The following is a 15,971-nucleotide window of genomic DNA, read 5'->3' as shown; positions in this document are numbered from 1 at the left end:
CCCCCGCACCCTCCCGTGAAAGGCCGCACCATGGCTCTCCCTCCCCTGGACACCACCCCGATCGACCTCACGCAGCGGCTCGCCGGCAAGGTCGCCGTCGTCACCGGCGGCGCCAGCGGGATCGGCCTCGCCACCGCGACGCGCTTCGCCCGCGAGGGAGCGCGTGTGGTGATCGCCGACGTCGACGTCGCGCGCGGCACCGAGGTGGCGGAGGCGCTCGGCGGGATGTTCGTGCGGGTCGACGTCACCAGCGAGGCGGAGGTCGACGCGCTCTTCCAGGCCGCGGTCGACGCCTACGGCTCGGTCGACATCGCCTTCAACAACGCGGGCATCTCGCCGCCCGACGACGACTCCATCGAGACGACCGAGCTGCCGGCGTGGGAGCGCGTGCAGGACGTCAACCTGAAGTCGGTCTACCTCTGCTGCCGCGCGGCACTCCGGCACATGACGAAGCAGGGCCGCGGATCCATCATCAACACGGCCTCGTTCGTGGCGGTGCTCGGCTCGGCGACGTCGCAGATCAGCTACACCGCGTCGAAGGGCGGCGTGCTCGCGATGAGCCGCGAGCTGGGCGTGCAGTTCGCGCGCCAGGGCATCCGGGTCAACGCGCTCTGCCCGGGTCCGGTGAACACCCCGCTGCTGCAGGAGCTGTTCGCGGCCGATCCGGTGCGGGCTCAGCGCCGGCTCGTGCACATCCCTGTGGGGCGCTTCGCGGAGCCGGAGGAGCTCGCCGCCGCGGTCGCGTTCCTCGCCAGCGACGACGCGTCCTTCATCACCGGGTCGACGTTCCTCGTGGACGGCGGCATCTCCTCCGCCTACGTGACCCCGGAGTGAGTACGACGTGAGCACGACGTGAGCGAGGACACCGGGACGAGCGGGACGGACGACGACGCCGAGAGCCGCCCGCCGGCTCCCGCGGCGAGCGCCAGGGAGGCGATCCTGCGGCGGCTGCTCCGGAGCAACGCCTTCGAGGAGACGGTGCAGCGGCTGATGCAGACGGTGAGTCTCGGGCTCGTGGGGCCCGGCGAGCGGCTGCCCTCCGAGCGCGAGCTCGCCGCGCAGCTCGGCGTGGGGCGAGACACCCTGCGCGAGGCGATCGCCTCGCTCGCGGACGCGGGATACCTGGTGGTGCGGCGCGGCCGGTACGGCGGGGCCTTCGTGGCGGAGGAGCTGCCGGCGGCGCCGATCGGCCGGCGCGGCTTCGACCGGGCCGAGATCGACGACGTGGTGGCGCTGCGCGAGATCCTCGAGGTGGGGGCCGCGCGGCTCGCGGCGGGCGCAGACCTGACGGCCGCCGATCGGGAGCAGCTGTTCCGGGCTCTCGCCGACGTCGAGGACGCGAGCCCCGAGGACTACCGGCGGCTCGACTCGCGGCTGCACCTGACCATCGCCGAGCTGGCCGGCGTCCCGTCGCTGCTGCCGCTCGTGGCCGAGAGCCGGACGCGGGTGAACGCCCTGCTGGACGACATCCCGCTGCTGCCGCGGAACATCGCCCACGCGGACGAGCAGCACCGGGCGCTCGTGACGGCGATCCTCACCGGTCGGGCGGCGGAGGCGGCCCGGCTGATGACCGAGCACGTGCACGCCTCCGCGGCGCTGCTGCGGGCGTTCCTGACCTGAGTCGCGAGCGGCTGGTCAGTTGACGTCGGTGCCGGTCGCGATCGCGACGAACGGCACCAGCAGGCCGAGGAAGAGCAGGGCGACGATGAAGAGCACGACGAGGCTGATCATCACCGCGTTGAGGACGATGCCCCAGATCGCGAGCGTGCGGCCGGTCGGCTCGCGACGGAGGCCCAGGATGCCGAAGATCAGGCCGGCGACCGGCGCGATGACGGTGAGGCCGAAGAAGACCGAGGTGACGCCGAGGATGAGGCTGGTCAGCGAGAACGGAGTGGACGGCGCCGGGGCGACGGCGACGGGCGGGACGCCGTAGGGGGCCGGGTGCTGCGCGGCGGGCCGCTCGAACGGCGGGTCCTGCTGCTCGGACTGCTGCTGCCGCGACTCCGGGGCCGGGTCGGTGAGGACGGCGGTCGAGCCGTAGACCTCGGTGGGCTGCTCGTCGGCGGAGGTGGTGCGGGTGGACGTGGTGGCGGCGGTCGGGGTGGTGGCGGACGGGGTGGTCTCGGCGTTCGACATGGTCGGTGCTCCTTCTGCGGGGTGCGGTGCCGGGGGCGCCCGGCGATGCCTCCACGCTACGGACGGCGCGGATCCTCCCCCATCCGGCTAACCCCCGGGCGGGAGGGGGAACCCCCCGTTCACTCCCGGGGGCCGGTGCAAGACTGGGTCGACCGGCGGCGCGCCGGGACGATCGCGAGGGAGCGGCCGCGGATGGACGACGACGAGACGCTGCGCCGCCGCCGCGACGGCCGCGGAGCCAGGGCGGTCTGGCTCGCCGGACTGTCGGCGATCGCGGGCTTCGTGATCCTCTCGCCGCTCATCTCGGTCACGGCGACGGTGCTGGCCTGGGGTGCCCGGCGTCGCGGCGGCACCCTGAGCGATCGCAACGGCGTCGTCGCCGTGAACTGGCAGCTGACCTACCTCGCGCTCCAGCTGATGCTCGTGCCCCTGCACCTCGCGCTCGTCTCGGTGCGCGACACCTGGGGCGGTGGCTGGCCCACCCTCACCATCGCGGCGATCCTCGGTCTCTTCGTGCTGAACCTCGTGCTCTGCGTCGTGCTCGGCGTCCGCTCGGGACGGGGCCGCAGCGTCCGCCTCGTCATCGCGGTGCCGTTCGTCCGCTCCTCCCGGCCGGTGCGCTGACCGCGTCGAACATCGCCCTCCGCAGGGGCTTCAGCAAGTGAGCGCGCCGCCCAGGATTCCGAAGATCAAGCCTCCTGTCGCCGTGACGACCGCTCCCGCCCCGGTGATCGCACCACCCAAGCCCCCGAGCACGGCGGCATTGACGCCCGATTTCGCCACGCAGTGACCCCACTCCTTCGAGGTCCAGTCGCTCGAGAGAGTCCCAGCCACCGCGCCTCCAGCAAGGGCTCGCTGAACCTCTGACGGCCTGAAGTGGAAGGTCATCGTGTCCGCGTCGTCGACGGTCCAGCTGCCGCTCACGGTCCGCCCGTTGGCGCCGATCCTGGTGGGCAGGGCCACCGAGGTGACGCTTCCATCGGTGATGCGGACCCGGCCGTCCTTCGACGTCACCGGTCTGGCTCCGCCGCCGACGTCGAAGGTGATGGTCGAGGCGGTCGTGCGCTTCACCGTCAGCTCGACATGTCCCCTGGACTGCACCTGCGCCGGTGCTTCCACCGCGGCGGTTGCCGCGGCGAAGGGGGCTCCGCCGAGGGTCGCCACGCAGACAGCCGTCACGGTCAGTGTCATTCGAATGCTCTTCATCGAGTACCTTCCTGGATTTCGTCATCGGCGCTGACTGCGCCAGAGGGTGAGCACTGCACGGCAGATGAAATACGAGATCGCGATGGAAGCGGTATTGATCACCACTGTCCACGGGTCGATCGCTCCGATTGCTTGGGAGATGGCGCCGCCGCACCACGATCCGACGAAGGCGATCACGCAGAATCCCCACGGTGTGCGTGTTCCCCATATCGGGGCTCGCTTCGGCTCGTCTTTCAGCTGCTCTGCCTCACCCATCTGAGAACCATACTGAAATGGTGACAACGGCTCCGGCCTCAGGACCGATTTCGCGAGGTTGGCGCGCGATCACGCCTCTCTCGGAGTCCGCTCGCCCGAACCGGTGGAGCGATCGCAACGGCGTCGTCGCCGGGGCCAGCAGCTGAGCCCCCTCCGTGCTCTGCGTCGTGCTCGGTATCCGCTCGGGACGCGGCCGGAGCGTCCGCCTCGTCATCGCGGTGCCGTTCGTCCGCTCCTCCCGACCGGCGCGCTGAGCGCGAGCCGAGGTCCCGTTCCGCGACGTCGACCGCAGCCTCCGTCGGTCGTCCTGCTCAGCGCCGGCGGTGCCGGAGGAAGAGCACCAGCCGGCTGATCAGGAGGGTGGTCACGACGGAGACGGAGATCGATGCGATGTTCATCGGATCGGCCACACCGGCGGCCCGGGCGACGGCGCCGCCGATGGTCATTCCGACGAACAGGATCGCGAGGAAGCCCCACGGGGTGTGCTCCCCGTACAGAGACCCCCGGTTCTGCCTGGTACTCGAGTGCTCTGGCTCCGTCATCTGCACACCATACGCACATGGCCGTCGAGGCGAGGCCTGTCGGCAGCGCTCGCGGGAGGATGGCGCAGGACGCGGGCTCGTCGCCGTCCGAGGGTCCGACACCGGCTCGCCGGTCCGGACACCGCGGAGCGCGGAGGAGCACGCGTCCGCGGGATGGCAGGGTTGTCGGGTGACGCCGATCGCCTTCCCCCCGCCCGTGTCCGTGGTCGCCGACGACGGGACGCGGATCGCGACGTACGCGCTCGGCGACGAGGGGGCGCCGACCGTGCTGGCCGTGCACGGGTTCGCGTCGAACGCGGTGCTGAACTGGGAGACTGCGGGCTGGCTGCGGACGCTGAACCGCGCCGGGTACCGGGTGGTCGCGCTCGACCAGCGCGGGCACGGCGCCAGCGAGAAGCCGCATCGCGCCGGCGCGTACGGGGTCGACCTGATGGTCGCCGACATCGTGCGGGTCATCGAGACCTACGACCTGATCGCTCCGCACTACCTCGGCTACTCGCTCGGCGCGCGGATGGGCTGGGTGCTCGGGATGGAGCATCCGGAGCTGCTCGCGACGCTCAGCCTCGGCGGGCTCACGGTGGGCGAGCCGCTGCGGCACTTCGATGCGGCGGCGGCGCGTGCGCGGGTGGCGGACGGCGGCGAGATCGACGACCGCTTCACGCGCGCGTTCATCGGCATGGCGGAGGGCGTCGCTGGGAACGACCTGGCCGCCCTGGTGGCCGTGGCCGACGGGGTGCGCGGCGGGGCGCATCCGGAGCTCGGCGCCCATCCCAAGCTGCCGACGCTGATGGTGACGGGCGGATCCGACCCGATCGCGCCCGGTGGGGCGAGGCTGGCGGAGGAGGCGGGCGCGCGCTTCATCAGCGTCCCGGGCCGCGATCACACGAGCACGGTGCCGGCGCGGGCGTTCAAGGACGCGGTGCTGGCGTTCCTGGCGGAGCACGCCTGACGCCGGGGTGTGATCCGCAGGCGATCCCGGCGGGAGCGCGCTCTCGTCCGCGCGGAGGCGCCGGCGGAGCGCCGGATCACCTGCAGATCGGACGGGACCGCCCGTGGAGGCGCGCGGCGTAGCATCGCGGGATGCTTGCGATCCGCGTCGAGAACCCCGGCCCCGACTCCCGCCTCGTGCTCGAGGAGACCGCCACCCCCTCCCCCGGACCCGGCGAGGTGCTGCTCCGCGTGACCGCGGCGGGCGTCAACCGCGCCGACCTCGGGCAGCGTGCCGGCGTGTACCCGCCGCCGGCCGGCGCCTCGGAGATCCTCGGCATGGAGGTGTCCGGGACCGTCGTCGGCCTCGGCGAGGGCGTCACGACGGTCGCCCAGGGCGACGAGGTCTGCGCGCTGCTCTCCGGCGGCGGCTACGCCGAGCACGTCGTCGTCGACGCGGGGCTGCTGCTGCCGGTGCCGGAGGGCGTCGACCTGATCTCGGCCGCCGCGCTGCCTGAGACGACCGCGACCGTCTGGTCGAACCTCGTTCTGGTCGCGGGGCTCCGCGCCGGCGAGACCGTGCTGATCCACGGCGGCGGGAGCGGGATCGGCACCACCGCGATCCAGATCGCCTCCGCGATCGGCGCCCGGGTGGCCGTGACGGCCGGCAGCCCGCGGAAGCTCGACGCCTGCCGGGCGCTGGGCGCGGACATCCTGATCGACTACCGCGAGCAGGACTTCGTGGAGCGGATCGCGGCCGAGACGGACGGCGGGGTCGACGTGATCCTGGATCCGGTCGGCGGCGACTACCTCGCCCGCGACGTCGAGGCGCTCGCGCTCGGCGGCCGCGTCGTCTTCATCGGCAACCAGTCCGGCGCGCAGGGCTCCCTCGACATCGGGACGCTGATGCGCAAGCGTGCGGCGGTGCACGCCACGACGCTCCGCGCCCGGCCGCTGGAGGAGCGGCGCGCGATCGTCGCCGCGGTGCGCGAGAGCGTCTGGCCGCTCGTCGCGGACGGGACGGTGCGGCCGGTGGTCGACGAGGTGATCCCGCTGGCCGAGGCCGAGCGGGCGCACGAGCGGATGACGGCCTCCGGGCACATCGGCAAGCTGCTGCTCACCCCGTGAGCGGGCGCTGACGACACAGCATCAGCCGAGAGGCCCCGTCAGCCGCGATCGGCGATGACGGGGCCTCTCGGCTGATGTTCTGCGGCGCGGACCGGTCAGACCGCCGCGCGGAGCAGGCCGAGCGAGCGGTTGATGCCGTCGACGTCGACGCTCGCGGGGTCGAACGTCGCCTCGGGGGCGAGCCCGAGGGCGTCGAGCGCCTCCGCGTGGTCGGCGGACGACGGGTCCGTCGCGGCGCGGACCGTGTCGGCCCAGGCGGCCGGGCCGCCGGGCGCGTCGAGCGGAGCGGCACCGCGCGCGCCGGTGCAGCGCGGCAGGGTTGCACCCAGCGGCGACACCGACTCGAGGCGGATGACGTGGCGCCACTCGTCCTCGAGGTCGTAGACGTAGAACAGCTCGTCGCCGACGCTCTCGAGCACCTCGGCGAGCGCGACGCCGCCCTCGTCGACGAGGCCGGAGCCGAGCTCCTCCGCGTCGGCCGGCGAGCCGATCGGCGCCTGCTCCTCGTCGGGCACGCCGACGCTGAAGTAGTGCGGCTGCGCGTCGGTCCAGCCGAGCGAGAGCTGCAGGGCGAGGTGCAGATCGCGCAGCGACGACTCCGAGGACAGCTCGAGCCGGCGCCAGACGACCGGCTTCGTGCCGAGCAGCGAGACGTGCAGGGCGTAGGCGGAGTCGGTGTCCTCCGTCGCCTCGTCGAGGATCTCGAGGCGGGTGGCGTCGCGGGCGCCGAGCAGCACGATGCTCGCGCGGACGACCGAGGCGAGGACCGGCTGCAGGCCCTCGGGGAGCACGTAGCCGAACTCGGGCGAGTGCAGCAGCAGGCCGAGCTCGGCGGCGTCGTCGAGCATCCGCTCGGCCGCGCCGACCATCCGCTCGCGCTCGTCCAGGGCGTCCTCGAGCGAGACGTCGAGCTCGGCGGCGAGCTCGTCGACCAGCTCGCCGACGACGAGGCCCTCGTGGATCTGCGCCTGGCAGGCGACCGCGATCCGGGCGAGGACGGCGTCGGTGGTGGTGATCGCGCGCTCGCGCGGCGAGAACGCGCCGTTCTCGGTGTCGGCGGCGGCGAGCGCCTCCTGCGCGCTGACGAGCCAGAGCTCGATGAAGCGGGCGATGTAGGCGATGCGCTCGACCGTGGCCTCGCGCGTCTCGGAGCTGCGCCAGGCCGGCGCGGCGTCACCGAGGCCCGCGGTGGAGCCGTCGGCGTCGAGCACGTCGGAGGCGACCAGCGCGTCCCACCAAGCGGAGACCGGGATGCGGACGGCGTCGTCGCTCGGCGACGAGCCGGCGGAGGCGACACCGGCCTCGACCACGATCTCGCGGGCGGCGCGCTCGGAGATCGTCGCTCCGTCGGTGGCGGCGAGGTGCTCGACGACGACGTCGGCGGCGTGCACGAGGGCGGTGGCGCGGGCGGCGGAGAGCATCTCGGCGTCCGGGATCTCCTCGACCTCGAGCAGGTCGTCGAGGACGGCCTCGACGAAGGAGCCGGCGAGGTCGAGGACCTCGTCGAGCACGGCCTGGCACTCGTCGAGCTCCTCGTCGGCGCCGGTCCAGAGGTCCTCGTCGGTGAGGAAGTCGAGGAAGTGCTCGACGACCTCGGCGACGGTGAAGAGGGTGTCGTCCAGGTCGGCCTCGCTCTCCTCGCCGGAGAGGTCGGCCTCGATCTGGTCGAAGACGGCCTCGAGGAGCTCGGCGTCCGGCTGGGCGAACGAGCCGCGCGGGCGGAGGTCGCGGGTCATGGCGAAGAGGTCGGTGAGGACCTCCACGGCCTCGTCGACGTCGAGGTGCTCGTGCAGGACGGCGACGTCGGCGAGGTGCGACCGGTACCAGCTGCGGAACCGCACCATCAGCGCGGTCTCGGCCGTGCGGCCGCCGCCCTGGCCGCCGGAGCCGCCGGAGCGCCCGTTCCCGGATCGTCCCTGATTGCGCTTCTTGCCCATCGTTCCTCCGCGACCGCTCCCCCTCGACGACGGAGCAGTACAGCCTACCCAGTGCGGGCGAGCCGGGTCACGCGCGAGGGGACTCCAGTGATGAACGCCTCGGGAACTCGATGCGGCTTTCCGACCAGCCCGGTCGAAGCGCCGGAGCAGGGATCAGCCGCGCATTGACAGCGGGCCCCCGTCCTGCCTGACTGGGCTCGACACGAGGAGGCGCTCATGGCGGGGATCACCGCATTCGACCACGTCGGCGTGACGGTGCACGATCTCGAGACGGCGACCGCGTTCTTCGTCGGGCTGGGCCTCGTGCTCGAGGGCCGGGCGCCCGTGGAGGGCGAGTTCCTCGACACGGTGGTCGGCATGCAGGACGCCCGGACCGACATCGTGATGCTGCGGCCGCCCGGCGGCGGGACCGCCGTCGAGCTCTCGCGGTTCGTCCGGCCCGCACCGCGTTCCGTTCCCGCCCCCGTCGAGGCGGACGAGCCGGGGCTGCGGAGTCTCGCCTTCGTCGTCGACGACCTCGCCGCCGTCCTCGAGCGGCTCGCGGCCGACGGGTACGGGCTGGTCGGCGGTGTCGGCGAGTACGAGGGGGTCTGGCGGATGGCGTACGTCCGCGGACCGGAGGGCGTCATCGTCGCGCTCAGCGAGCGGCTGGCCTGACGCGCGACCCTCCTCCGCTCGGATCGATCCGTCGCGAAGGGCTGTCCCGCCCGCTTCGATCCGTCGTGAAGGGCTGCCTCGCGTTCTCCGGCAGGTGCTTCCCCGACGGATCGATCGGAGCGTCGGCGGTGCGGCCGCGCGCGCGTCGGCGTAGCGTCGGGCCATGGGTGCATGGAGTGGAGAGCCGTTCGGCAACGACACGGCGAGCGACTGGGTCTACGAGCTCGACGAGGCCGGCGACTGGCAGTACGTCCGCGAGGCGCTGGACGCCGCCGTCGCGCCGACGCAGGTGGACGCGGATGCGGCGACTCTCGCGATCGCCGCCGCCGAGGTGGTCGCGCGCGGGCTCGGCCGGGAGGGCGGTCCGCACGCCGAGACGATCGCGCACTTCGTGCAGCGGGCCGGGCGTCCCGACGACGAGCTCGTCGCGCTCGCCCTCGTCGCGCTGGCCGCCGCCGACTCCCCCGGCAGCGAGCTCACCGAGCTCTGGGAGGAGGCCGACCCGGAGGAGTGGCGGGAGGCCAACGACGCGGTGCGGAGCGTGCTCGAGGAGGCCTGATCGCGAGTGCCTCCCCCGCGGGCGGGCGACGCGCCACTCGCGCCGCACTAGCGTGGCGGGGAACGGCCTGAGCAGGCCGCAACGAGAGCGACGAGGGGCCACGATGCCGGACTTCACCACGGACGACGGGGTCCGGCTGAGCTGGACCGAGCAGGGCGACCCGGCCGGTCGGCCGGTGGTGCTGATCGCCGGATTCAAGGCGCCGGCGACGAGCTGGAAGCCGCAGCAGGGGCCGCTCGCGGAGGCCGGCTACCGGGTGATCTCGTTCGACCGGCGCGGGCACGGGCTGTCCGAGCGGACGGAGGCCGGCGCGACGATGCTCCGGCACGGCGCGGATCTCGCGCAGCTGCTGCGCCACCTGGATCTGCGCGGCGCGGCGCTGGTCGGCGGGTCGATGGGCGGGAACTCGATCTGGGCGTTCCTGGCCGGCTCCGCAGCAGGTACGGCGGGAAGTGCCGACGAGAGCACCGACGGAAGCGCCGACGAGAGCACCGACGAGAGCCGCGTCGACCGCATCGTGATCGTCGACCAGACGCCGCGCATGCTCAACGGCGACGACTGGCCCTACGGCTTCTACGACTACACCGAGGCGAACCGCGACACCCTCTTCGCGACGACGATCCCGGATCCCGGGCGCTGGAGCATCGCCTCGAAGGGGCCGGTGCGGATCGCGCGGCTGCTGAAGGCGCTCGGCGGCGGCGAGCGCCGGGAGCTGACGGAGACCGAGCGGCGGCTGCTGAACGACCACGCGAAGGCGGACTGGCGGCCGGTGATCGCGCGGACGAGCGTGCCGGTGCTCTTCGTCGCCGGGCGCGAGAGCGAGTTCTGGCCGGCCGAGCACGCGGCGGCCGCGGCCTCGCTCGCCCCGCGCGGCGACTCCCTCGTGATCGAGAAGGACGGCCACGCGGCGAACATCGAGCAGCCGAAGGTCTTCACCGAGGCGCTGCTGGAGTTCCTGGCGCGCTGATCCCGGGAGAACCGAGAGCGGCGCTTCAGCCCGGAAACGCCTTGCCAGGGTTGAGCACGCCGAGCGGATCGAGCGCGTCCTTGATCGAGCGGTGCATGCCGAGCACGCGCGGGCCGAGCTCGTCGGCCGCTCCCGGCAGCTTCAGCAGCCCCACGCCGTGCTCGCCGGTGACGGTGCCGCCGAGGTCGAGGCAGTCCTCGACGATGCGGTCGAAGGCGCTCTTCGCGCGGGCCTTCGCGGCGTCGTCGCCCTCGGGCGCGATGATCAGCGGGTGCAGGTTGCCGTCGCCGGCGTGCGCGATGGTCGCGATGACCACGTCGTGGTCGGCGGCGGCCGAGCGGATGCGGGCGAGCATCTCCGGGACCGCGCGGCGCGGCACGCAGACGTCCTCGGTGAGCACCGGCCCGAGGCGCTCCAGCGCCGGATAGGCGAGGCGGCGGGCGAGGAAGAGCCGGTCGACCTCGGCCTGGTCGGTGGCCTGCTCGACCGAGAGCGCGCGGGCGCCGGCCATCAGCGCCTCGACGCGGTCGGCGGCGGTGCGGCCCGCCTCCCCCGGCTCGTCGACCTTAGCCAGCAGCAGCGTGTCGACGCCGTGCGGCAGCCCGAGGTGCTGCCAGTCGTCGACGGCGCGCAGGCAGGTGCTGTCGATGATCTCGAGGGCGGAGGGGATGATTCCGGCGGCCGAGATCGCGGCGACCGCGACTCCGGCGTCCTCGAGCGAGCCGAAGGAGCCGACGATCGCGCGCTGCTCACGGCCCGCGAGCGGGAGCAGGCGGAGCGTCAGCTCGACGATGATGCCGAGTGTGCCCTCCGAGCCGACCATCAGGCCGGTGAGGTCGTAGCCGACGACGCCCTTCGCGGTGCGGCGGCCGAGGCTGACGAGCGAACCGTCGGCGAGGACGACCTTCATCCCGAGGACGTAGTCGCGGGTGACGCCGTACTTCACGCAGCAGATGCCGCCGGCGTTGGTGGCGGCGTTGCCGCCGATGGTCGAGATGGCGGAGCTGGCCGGGTCCGGCGGGTACCAGAGTCCGGCCTCTGCGACCGCCGCCCGCAGCGCGTCGTTGATCACGCCGGGCTGGGCGACGACGAAGCGCTCGTCGGCGTCGATCTCGAGGACGGCGTCCATCCGCTCGAGTGAGACGACGAGGCAGCCGGCGAGCGCGTTGGCGCCGCCGGAGAGGCCGGTGCCGGCTCCGCGCGGGACGACGCTCAGACCCGCGCGGGCGGCGACGCGGACGGCGTGCGCCACGTCCTCCGCGCTCTCGGCGAGGACGACCGCCAGCGGCAGCCCGGAGGGCGCCCACTCGGCGTCGTCGTGGCGGTAGGCCTCGAGGACGTCGTGGTCGGTGAGGACGCGGTCGCCGAGCAGCTCGCGCAGATCGGTGAGCACGCGGTCCCCGGCCGGTGGCCCGTCCTGGGTCCGCTCGTGATCCTGGGTCTGCATCGGCACCGTCTCCACGACGGACGAACCTACACCCGGCGCCTGCGCGGCCTGCGGCTCACCGGGCCCTCACGCGTCGAGCCCGGTGATCAGGGCGCGGTGGAAGCGCTCGCCGCGCTCGAGGGCCGCGATGTCGGTGTGCTCGTCGACGCCGTGGATCCCGGCGCGCTGCTCCTTCGTCATCAGGAGCGGTGCGAAGCGGTACACCGCGGGGGCGAAGCGGTGCAGGTGGCGGGAGTCGGTCGCCGCATTGATGACGTAGGGGACGACCGCCGCCTCGGGGTGCGAGACGGCCAGCGCCGCCCGCAGCGCCGCGAAGGGGGCGCCGCCGCTCGGCGACTGCGGCGACGGGTCCTCCCCCAGCACCACCTCGACGGTCACCTCGCGGTCGCGGATCCGCCGGCGGACGCGCTCGGCGGCCCCGGCCGCGGTCTCCCCGGGGGCGAGGCGCAGGTTCAGCACGGCGGAGGCCTCCGCCGCGAGCACGTTGTCGGCGGTCCCCGCGCGGAGCATCGTCGGCGCGATCGTCGTGCGGACCAGGGCCGCCGTCTCGCCGCCGAGCGCCGCGAGCACGGGCGCGGCCAGCTGCGGCCGGGCGCCGAGCAGCCGGTAGAGCGCGCCGCGAGCGCCGGGGGCTCGGTCGGCGAGGAGCGCGAGCGCGCGGGCCAGCGCCTCCGGGACCCGGGCGGGGAAGGTCGAGGGCGTGAGCCGGGTGATCGCCCGCGCCAGGCGGCCGACCGCGGTGAGTCGCGGCGGGGCGGAGGCGTGACCGCCGGCGGAGCGCGCGGTCAGCCGGAGCGTGAGCAGGCCCTTCTCGCCGACGCCGATCATCGCGACCGGCCCGACGACCCCGGGCAGCGGCGCCTCGACGACGGCGCTGCCCTCGTCGAGCACGAGCCAGGGAACGATCCCGCGCTCGTGCAGCGTCTCGGCGATCGCACGGGCCGATGCCCCGCGCACCTCCTCGTCGCCTCCGAAGGCCAGCAGGACGTCGCGGGCCGGCACGACGCCGGCGGACAGCAGGTTCTCGACCGCCTCGAGCACGACGACGAGCGGGCCCTTGTCGTCGAGGGCGCCACGGCCCCAGACGGCGCCCTCGACGATGTCGCCGCCGAAGGGCGGGTGCGTCCAGGCGGCCGGGTCCTCGACCGGCACCACGTCCAGGTGCGCCATCAGGACCAGCGGGTCCGCACGGGAGTCGCGGCCCGGCCAGCGGTAGAGGAGTCCGCGGTCGGTGATCCGCTCGGGCTCGAGACGCTCGTGAGTCAGGGGGTAGAGCTCGCGGAGCAGCGCGAGCGCCTCGTCGACGGTCTCGAGCTCGGCCGAGACGGTGCGGAGGCGGATCAGGCGCGCGAGCCGCTCAGGCAGACCGGGACGCGGGGTGCTGTCGTGCAGGGGGTCCTCGATCCGTCGCGGGGCGTCCGCTCATCGTGGCGCACTGGGTGGCGGGCGGGGAGACGGGCGGGGCGTCGTCCGGGAGCCTGCGGGTCGACCGGACCGGGACGAACGAGCGTCCCGCTCGGCTCCGGAGACCCTCGGGACCGCATCCGCGCACTTCGTGGCGTGTTTCCAGCATGAGAAATCACGCAGCGATCTCGCGGCAGGGGTTGCGCCTGGGCCCGGTTCTCGTTGGAATCGCCGGATGACCGAAACGACGAACGCCGCCGCCAGTGCCCCCGCGAAGGGCGGAGGGTCGCTGAAGAAGGTCATCACCGGACCGCTGCTCTTCGCCTTCATCGTCGGCGACACACTCGGCGCCGGCATCTACACGCTCGTCGGCACGATGGCCGCGGACGTCGGCGGCGTCATCTGGCTGCCGCTGCTGATCGCGCTCGTCATCGCGCTGCTGACGGCCGGCACGTACGCCGAGCTGATCACCAAGTACCCGCACGCCGGCGGCGCCGCCCGCTACGTGGACCGGGCGTTCGGCAAGCCGTACCTGTCGTTCCTGGTCGGCTTCCTGATGATGGCCTCCGGGATCACCACCGCCGCCTCGCTCGCCAACGCCTTCGCCGGCGACTACCTCGGCGCGCTGCTCGACGTGCCGCCCGTGCCGACCGCGATCGTCTTCATCGCCGTGCTCACGCTGATCAACCTGCGCGGGGTGAAGGAGTCGCTGACCGCGAACCTGGTCGCCTCGGTGATCGAGGTCAGCGGACTCGTGATCGTGATCGTCTGCGCCGCGATCTTCTTCGGCGGCGGCAACGGCGACGCCGGCCGCGTCCTGGAGTTCAACCCGGAGGTCGCGCCGCTGCAGGGCGCGTTCGCCGCCTCCATCGTCGCCTTCTTCTCCTTCCTCGGCTTCGAGGCCGCGGCGAACATGGCCGAGGAGGTGCGCAATCCCTCGAAGGTCTACCCGCGCGCGCTGTTCGGCGCGCTGATCACCGCCGCCGTGGTCTACCTGCTGATCGCCCTCGGCGCCGTGATCGTGCTGCCGAACGAGGAACTCGCGGAGTCGACCGGCCCGCTGCTCGACGTGGTCGCGGCCAGCGGAGTGGCGGTGCCGCCGTGGCTCTTCGGCCTGATCGCGCTCATCGCGATCGCGAACGGCGCGCTGCTGTTCATGGTGATGGCGAGCCGGGTCGGGTTCGGACTGGCGTCCTCCGGTCTGCTGCCCAGCGCCTTCGGCCGCGTGCTGCCGAACCGCCGCACCCCCTGGGTCTCGATCGTCGTCGTCGGCGGCGTGACCATGCTGCTCAGCCTGATCGGCGACGTCGGCACGCTGGCCGAGACGACCGTGCTCCTGCTGCTCCTGGTCTTCATCTCGGCGAACATCTCGGTGCTGGTGCTGAAGAAGGACCGCGTCGACCACCCGCACTTCTCGGTGCCGCGGGTCGTCCCGATCCTCGCGATCATCGCGAGCGTCGTGCTGCTGACGCAGCAGACCGGCGTGGTCTGGCTCGGGACCGCGGGCTACGTGGTCGTCGGGACGCTGCTGTTCCTGGCGACGCGCTTCGGCAAGAAGAAGCACGCGGAGCAGGTCGAGGCGGCGGAGAGCTCCGACCGCTCCTGAGCGGTGTCCGGCGGCAGGATGCTCTCGACGGCACGGACTTCCGCAGGGGTGGCGCAGAACATCCAGCGGGTGCCGGTCAGGGCAGGAGGTCGATCATTCCCGGGCGGGCCTTCATGGCGTGGATGACGAGTTCGTTCCCGCTGTCGAAGACCAGGACGACCGTCTCGAGGAGGCGACCGTGTGTGTCGAAGCCGAGGCGGAGCTGACGTGCCGGTGAGTCCTCGTCCAGGTCCTCGACCCAGAGCGCCAGAGCCGCCGCGTGAACGGCGTCCTCCTCGGAGATGCCGTGCCTCAGAGCAGAGGCGTGGACTCTCACGCCGCGGCGGAGGCGAGCGCCTCCCGGACGACCTCGGAGCGGGTCTTGTGCTCTCTCGCGGCACGCTCGTCGAGCGCGGCGAGCTCCTCGATCGTCAGCCGTACCGCGACGACCTGCGAGGGCTGCGCGCCCCGTCCCGGGCGTCCCCGTCCTCTCGCCTTGAGCGCATCGACGTCGTACCCGCGTTCCGCCTCGGCGGCCCAGGCTGCGATCTGCTCCTCCGTCACCGGTCGGCCGGCGATCGTCTCCTCATCGGTCATGCGGATTATCGTAATACGCAATGACTGGGTCGACGACGTCTCTGAACCATCCGGCGAGCAGCCTCCGACGACGCGGAGCGGACGTCTGCAGAGGTGATCTCCGCGCCGGCTGATGAGGTCAGCGCAGGTGTGGGACCGTGGGGCATGTCCGCCTCCCTCGCGCCGTTCCCGCTCGCCGAACTCGCCGAGTGGATGTCCGTCCAGCGTGCGTCCTACGTCGCGGACCGGATCCGCGCGGGCGACGACGAGACGGCGGCGCTGCGGAACGCGGACGCGAACGACGAGCGGCTGTTCCCGGGCGGAGTGCTCGCACCGGGCCACGACCTGCTGCGGATCCTCGACGAGGGGCGCCCGGTCGGCGTGCTCTGGGTCGGCCCCCACCCGCAGGAGCTCGAGGGCGTCGCCTACATCTGGGACGTCGAGGTCGACCCGTCCGAGCGCGGCCGCGGGTTCGGCCGCGCGGCGATGCTGCTGGCGGAGGAGCACGCCCGCTCGCGCGGCTACCGGGCGCTCGCGCTCAACGTCTTCGGCTTCAACGCGACGGCGCGGGGACTGTACGAGTCGCTCGGCTACGAGCCGACGTCGATCCAGATGCGCAAGGAGCTCGGCGCCGCGGAGGAGTGA

At 73.2% G+C, this 15,971-nt stretch carries 19 protein-coding genes; 10 read left to right on the top strand and 9 right to left on the bottom strand.

The window, feature by feature from the left end; genetic code table 11:
* Window positions 1-30 precede the first annotated feature (30 nt).
* Window positions 31-834 carry a 3-oxoacyl-ACP reductase gene (locus EDF43_RS19955; protein WP_123447921.1) on the top strand — a complete coding sequence of 268 codons (804 nt, stop codon included), beginning with the start codon at window positions 31-33 and terminating at the stop codon, window positions 832-834.
* 18 nt (window positions 835-852) lie between these two features.
* Complete coding sequence (locus EDF43_RS19950; protein WP_132438269.1) at window positions 853-1,620, top strand: FCD domain-containing protein; 768 nt, start codon at window positions 853-855, stop codon at window positions 1,618-1,620.
* Between the two features lie 15 nt (window positions 1,621-1,635).
* On the opposite strand, the gene EDF43_RS22450 is transcribed toward EDF43_RS19950, so the two are convergent.
* On the bottom strand, window positions 1,636-2,136 hold the full coding sequence (locus EDF43_RS22450; protein WP_243646381.1) for a DUF4190 domain-containing protein: 501 nt from the start codon (window positions 2,134-2,136) through the stop codon (window positions 1,636-1,638).
* A gap of 192 nt (window positions 2,137-2,328) precedes the next feature.
* Here EDF43_RS22450 and EDF43_RS19940 point away from each other — a divergent pair, with 192 nt between their 5' ends.
* On the top strand, window positions 2,329-2,760 hold the full coding sequence (locus EDF43_RS19940) for a DUF4870 domain-containing protein (RefSeq protein ID WP_165909216.1): 432 nt from the start codon (window positions 2,329-2,331) through the stop codon (window positions 2,758-2,760).
* A gap of 30 nt (window positions 2,761-2,790) precedes the next feature.
* On the opposite strand, the gene EDF43_RS19935 is transcribed toward EDF43_RS19940, so the two are convergent.
* The 3 genes from EDF43_RS19935 to EDF43_RS22040 all read right to left on the bottom strand — a co-directional run bounded on the left by EDF43_RS19935 (window position 2,791) and on the right by EDF43_RS22040 (window position 4,139).
* A complete protein-coding gene (locus tag EDF43_RS19935) occupies window positions 2,791-3,342 on the bottom strand; it encodes a hypothetical protein (RefSeq protein WP_132438271.1) in 552 nt (183 codons plus the stop codon).
* A gap of 21 nt (window positions 3,343-3,363) precedes the next feature.
* Window positions 3,364-3,597 (bottom strand): hypothetical protein, encoded by a 234-nt coding sequence (locus EDF43_RS19930; RefSeq protein ID WP_132962537.1) that lies wholly within the window; start codon window positions 3,595-3,597, stop codon window positions 3,364-3,366.
* 311 nt (window positions 3,598-3,908) lie between these two features.
* Window positions 3,909-4,139: a hypothetical protein gene (locus tag EDF43_RS22040; RefSeq protein ID WP_165909212.1), complete on the bottom strand. Its 231-nt coding sequence runs from the start codon at window positions 4,137-4,139 to the stop codon at window positions 3,909-3,911.
* 169 nt (window positions 4,140-4,308) lie between these two features.
* Here EDF43_RS22040 and EDF43_RS19925 point away from each other — a divergent pair, with 169 nt between their 5' ends.
* Both EDF43_RS19925 and EDF43_RS19920 read left to right on the top strand, forming a co-directional pair.
* Window positions 4,309-5,088, top strand: a complete 780-nt coding sequence (locus EDF43_RS19925) for an alpha/beta hydrolase (RefSeq protein WP_243646382.1) — start codon at window positions 4,309-4,311, stop codon at window positions 5,086-5,088.
* Window positions 5,089-5,219: 131 nt separating this feature from the next.
* Window positions 5,220-6,194 (top strand): NAD(P)H-quinone oxidoreductase, encoded by a 975-nt coding sequence (locus EDF43_RS19920; protein WP_123737229.1) that lies wholly within the window; start codon window positions 5,220-5,222, stop codon window positions 6,192-6,194.
* A 95-nt stretch (window positions 6,195-6,289) separates the two neighbouring features.
* On the opposite strand, the gene EDF43_RS19915 is transcribed toward EDF43_RS19920, so the two are convergent.
* The gene (locus tag EDF43_RS19915) at window positions 6,290-8,131 is read right to left on the bottom strand and encodes a plasmid pRiA4b ORF-3 family protein (protein WP_132438272.1); all 1,842 of its coding nucleotides are present in this window, start codon (window positions 8,129-8,131) and stop codon (window positions 6,290-6,292) included.
* Window positions 8,132-8,347: 216 nt separating this feature from the next.
* Between EDF43_RS19915 and EDF43_RS19910 the strand changes: the two genes are divergently transcribed.
* The 3 genes from EDF43_RS19910 (at window position 8,348) to EDF43_RS19900 (ending at window position 10,314) form a co-directional block, all read left to right on the top strand.
* Window positions 8,348-8,788, top strand: coding sequence for a VOC family protein (locus EDF43_RS19910; RefSeq protein ID WP_123705015.1), 441 nt, complete (start codon window positions 8,348-8,350; stop codon window positions 8,786-8,788).
* 163 nt (window positions 8,789-8,951) lie between these two features.
* The gene (locus EDF43_RS19905; RefSeq protein WP_123737231.1) at window positions 8,952-9,347 is read left to right on the top strand and encodes a DUF4259 domain-containing protein; all 396 of its coding nucleotides are present in this window, start codon (window positions 8,952-8,954) and stop codon (window positions 9,345-9,347) included.
* A 103-nt stretch (window positions 9,348-9,450) separates the two neighbouring features.
* Window positions 9,451-10,314 carry an alpha/beta hydrolase gene (locus EDF43_RS19900; RefSeq protein WP_123737232.1) on the top strand — a complete coding sequence of 288 codons (864 nt, stop codon included), beginning with the start codon at window positions 9,451-9,453 and terminating at the stop codon, window positions 10,312-10,314.
* 25 nt (window positions 10,315-10,339) lie between these two features.
* Here the strand turns inward: EDF43_RS19900 and EDF43_RS19895 are convergent, their stop codons facing one another.
* Window positions 10,340-11,761, bottom strand: a complete 1,422-nt coding sequence (locus tag EDF43_RS19895) for an FAD-linked oxidase C-terminal domain-containing protein (protein ID WP_123737233.1) — start codon at window positions 11,759-11,761, stop codon at window positions 10,340-10,342.
* A gap of 66 nt (window positions 11,762-11,827) precedes the next feature.
* On the bottom strand, window positions 11,828-13,102 hold the full coding sequence (locus EDF43_RS19890; protein ID WP_279432555.1) for a M20/M25/M40 family metallo-hydrolase: 1,275 nt from the start codon (window positions 13,100-13,102) through the stop codon (window positions 11,828-11,830).
* Window positions 13,103-13,400: 298 nt separating this feature from the next.
* On the opposite strand from EDF43_RS19890, the gene EDF43_RS19885 reads away from it, so the two are divergent.
* A complete protein-coding gene (locus tag EDF43_RS19885; protein ID WP_123733984.1) occupies window positions 13,401-14,771 on the top strand; it encodes an APC family permease in 1,371 nt (456 codons plus the stop codon).
* Between the two features lie 76 nt (window positions 14,772-14,847).
* Here EDF43_RS19885 and EDF43_RS19880 read toward each other — a convergent pair whose 3' ends face one another.
* Both EDF43_RS19880 and EDF43_RS19875 read right to left on the bottom strand, forming a co-directional pair.
* A complete protein-coding gene (locus EDF43_RS19880; RefSeq protein WP_123733985.1) occupies window positions 14,848-15,087 on the bottom strand; it encodes a toxin in 240 nt (79 codons plus the stop codon).
* Entirely contained in the window at window positions 15,084-15,347 is a 264-nt protein-coding gene (locus EDF43_RS19875; RefSeq protein ID WP_132438274.1) for a ribbon-helix-helix protein, CopG family, read from the bottom strand. Before EDF43_RS19875 ends, EDF43_RS19880 begins: the two co-directional genes overlap by 4 nt.
* A gap of 144 nt (window positions 15,348-15,491) precedes the next feature.
* Between EDF43_RS19875 and EDF43_RS19870 the strand changes: the two genes are divergently transcribed.
* Window positions 15,492-15,971: a GNAT family N-acetyltransferase gene (locus EDF43_RS19870; protein ID WP_132438275.1), complete on the top strand. Its 480-nt coding sequence runs from the start codon at window positions 15,492-15,494 to the stop codon at window positions 15,969-15,971.

This window comes from Rathayibacter sp. PhB179 (genome assembly GCF_004345345.1).
Classification (GTDB): domain Bacteria; phylum Actinomycetota; class Actinomycetes; order Actinomycetales; family Microbacteriaceae; genus Rathayibacter; species Rathayibacter festucae.
This window is presented reverse-complemented; position numbering and strand designations above follow the sequence as displayed.

Excerpts from the sequence above, each read along its gene's own strand:
- EDF43_RS19955 (WP_123447921.1), top strand. The coding sequence starts at position 31 with ATGGCTCTCCCTCCCCTGGACACCACCCCGATCGACCTCACGCAGCGG.
- EDF43_RS22450 (WP_243646381.1), bottom strand. The coding sequence starts at position 2,136 with ATGTCGAACGCCGAGACCACCCCGTCCGCCACCACCCCGACCGCCGCC.
- EDF43_RS19940 (WP_165909216.1), top strand. The coding sequence starts at position 2,329 with ATGGACGACGACGAGACGCTGCGCCGCCGCCGCGACGGCCGCGGAGCC.
- EDF43_RS19935 (WP_132438271.1), bottom strand. The coding sequence starts at position 3,342 with ATGAAGAGCATTCGAATGACACTGACCGTGACGGCTGTCTGCGTGGCG.
- EDF43_RS19930 (WP_132962537.1), bottom strand. The coding sequence starts at position 3,597 with ATGGGTGAGGCAGAGCAGCTGAAAGACGAGCCGAAGCGAGCCCCGATA.
- EDF43_RS22040 (WP_165909212.1), bottom strand. The coding sequence starts at position 4,139 with ATGACGGAGCCAGAGCACTCGAGTACCAGGCAGAACCGGGGGTCTCTG.
- EDF43_RS19920 (WP_123737229.1), top strand. The coding sequence starts at position 5,220 with ATGCTTGCGATCCGCGTCGAGAACCCCGGCCCCGACTCCCGCCTCGTG.
- EDF43_RS19915 (WP_132438272.1), bottom strand. The coding sequence starts at position 8,131 with ATGGGCAAGAAGCGCAATCAGGGACGATCCGGGAACGGGCGCTCCGGC.
- EDF43_RS19910 (WP_123705015.1), top strand. The coding sequence starts at position 8,348 with ATGGCGGGGATCACCGCATTCGACCACGTCGGCGTGACGGTGCACGAT.
- EDF43_RS19905 (WP_123737231.1), top strand. The coding sequence starts at position 8,952 with ATGGGTGCATGGAGTGGAGAGCCGTTCGGCAACGACACGGCGAGCGAC.
- EDF43_RS19900 (WP_123737232.1), top strand. The coding sequence starts at position 9,451 with ATGCCGGACTTCACCACGGACGACGGGGTCCGGCTGAGCTGGACCGAG.
- EDF43_RS19895 (WP_123737233.1), bottom strand. The coding sequence starts at position 11,761 with ATGCAGACCCAGGATCACGAGCGGACCCAGGACGGGCCACCGGCCGGG.
- EDF43_RS19885 (WP_123733984.1), top strand. The coding sequence starts at position 13,401 with ATGACCGAAACGACGAACGCCGCCGCCAGTGCCCCCGCGAAGGGCGGA.
- EDF43_RS19875 (WP_132438274.1), bottom strand. The coding sequence starts at position 15,347 with ATGACCGATGAGGAGACGATCGCCGGCCGACCGGTGACGGAGGAGCAG.
- EDF43_RS19870 (WP_132438275.1), top strand. The coding sequence starts at position 15,492 with ATGTCCGCCTCCCTCGCGCCGTTCCCGCTCGCCGAACTCGCCGAGTGG.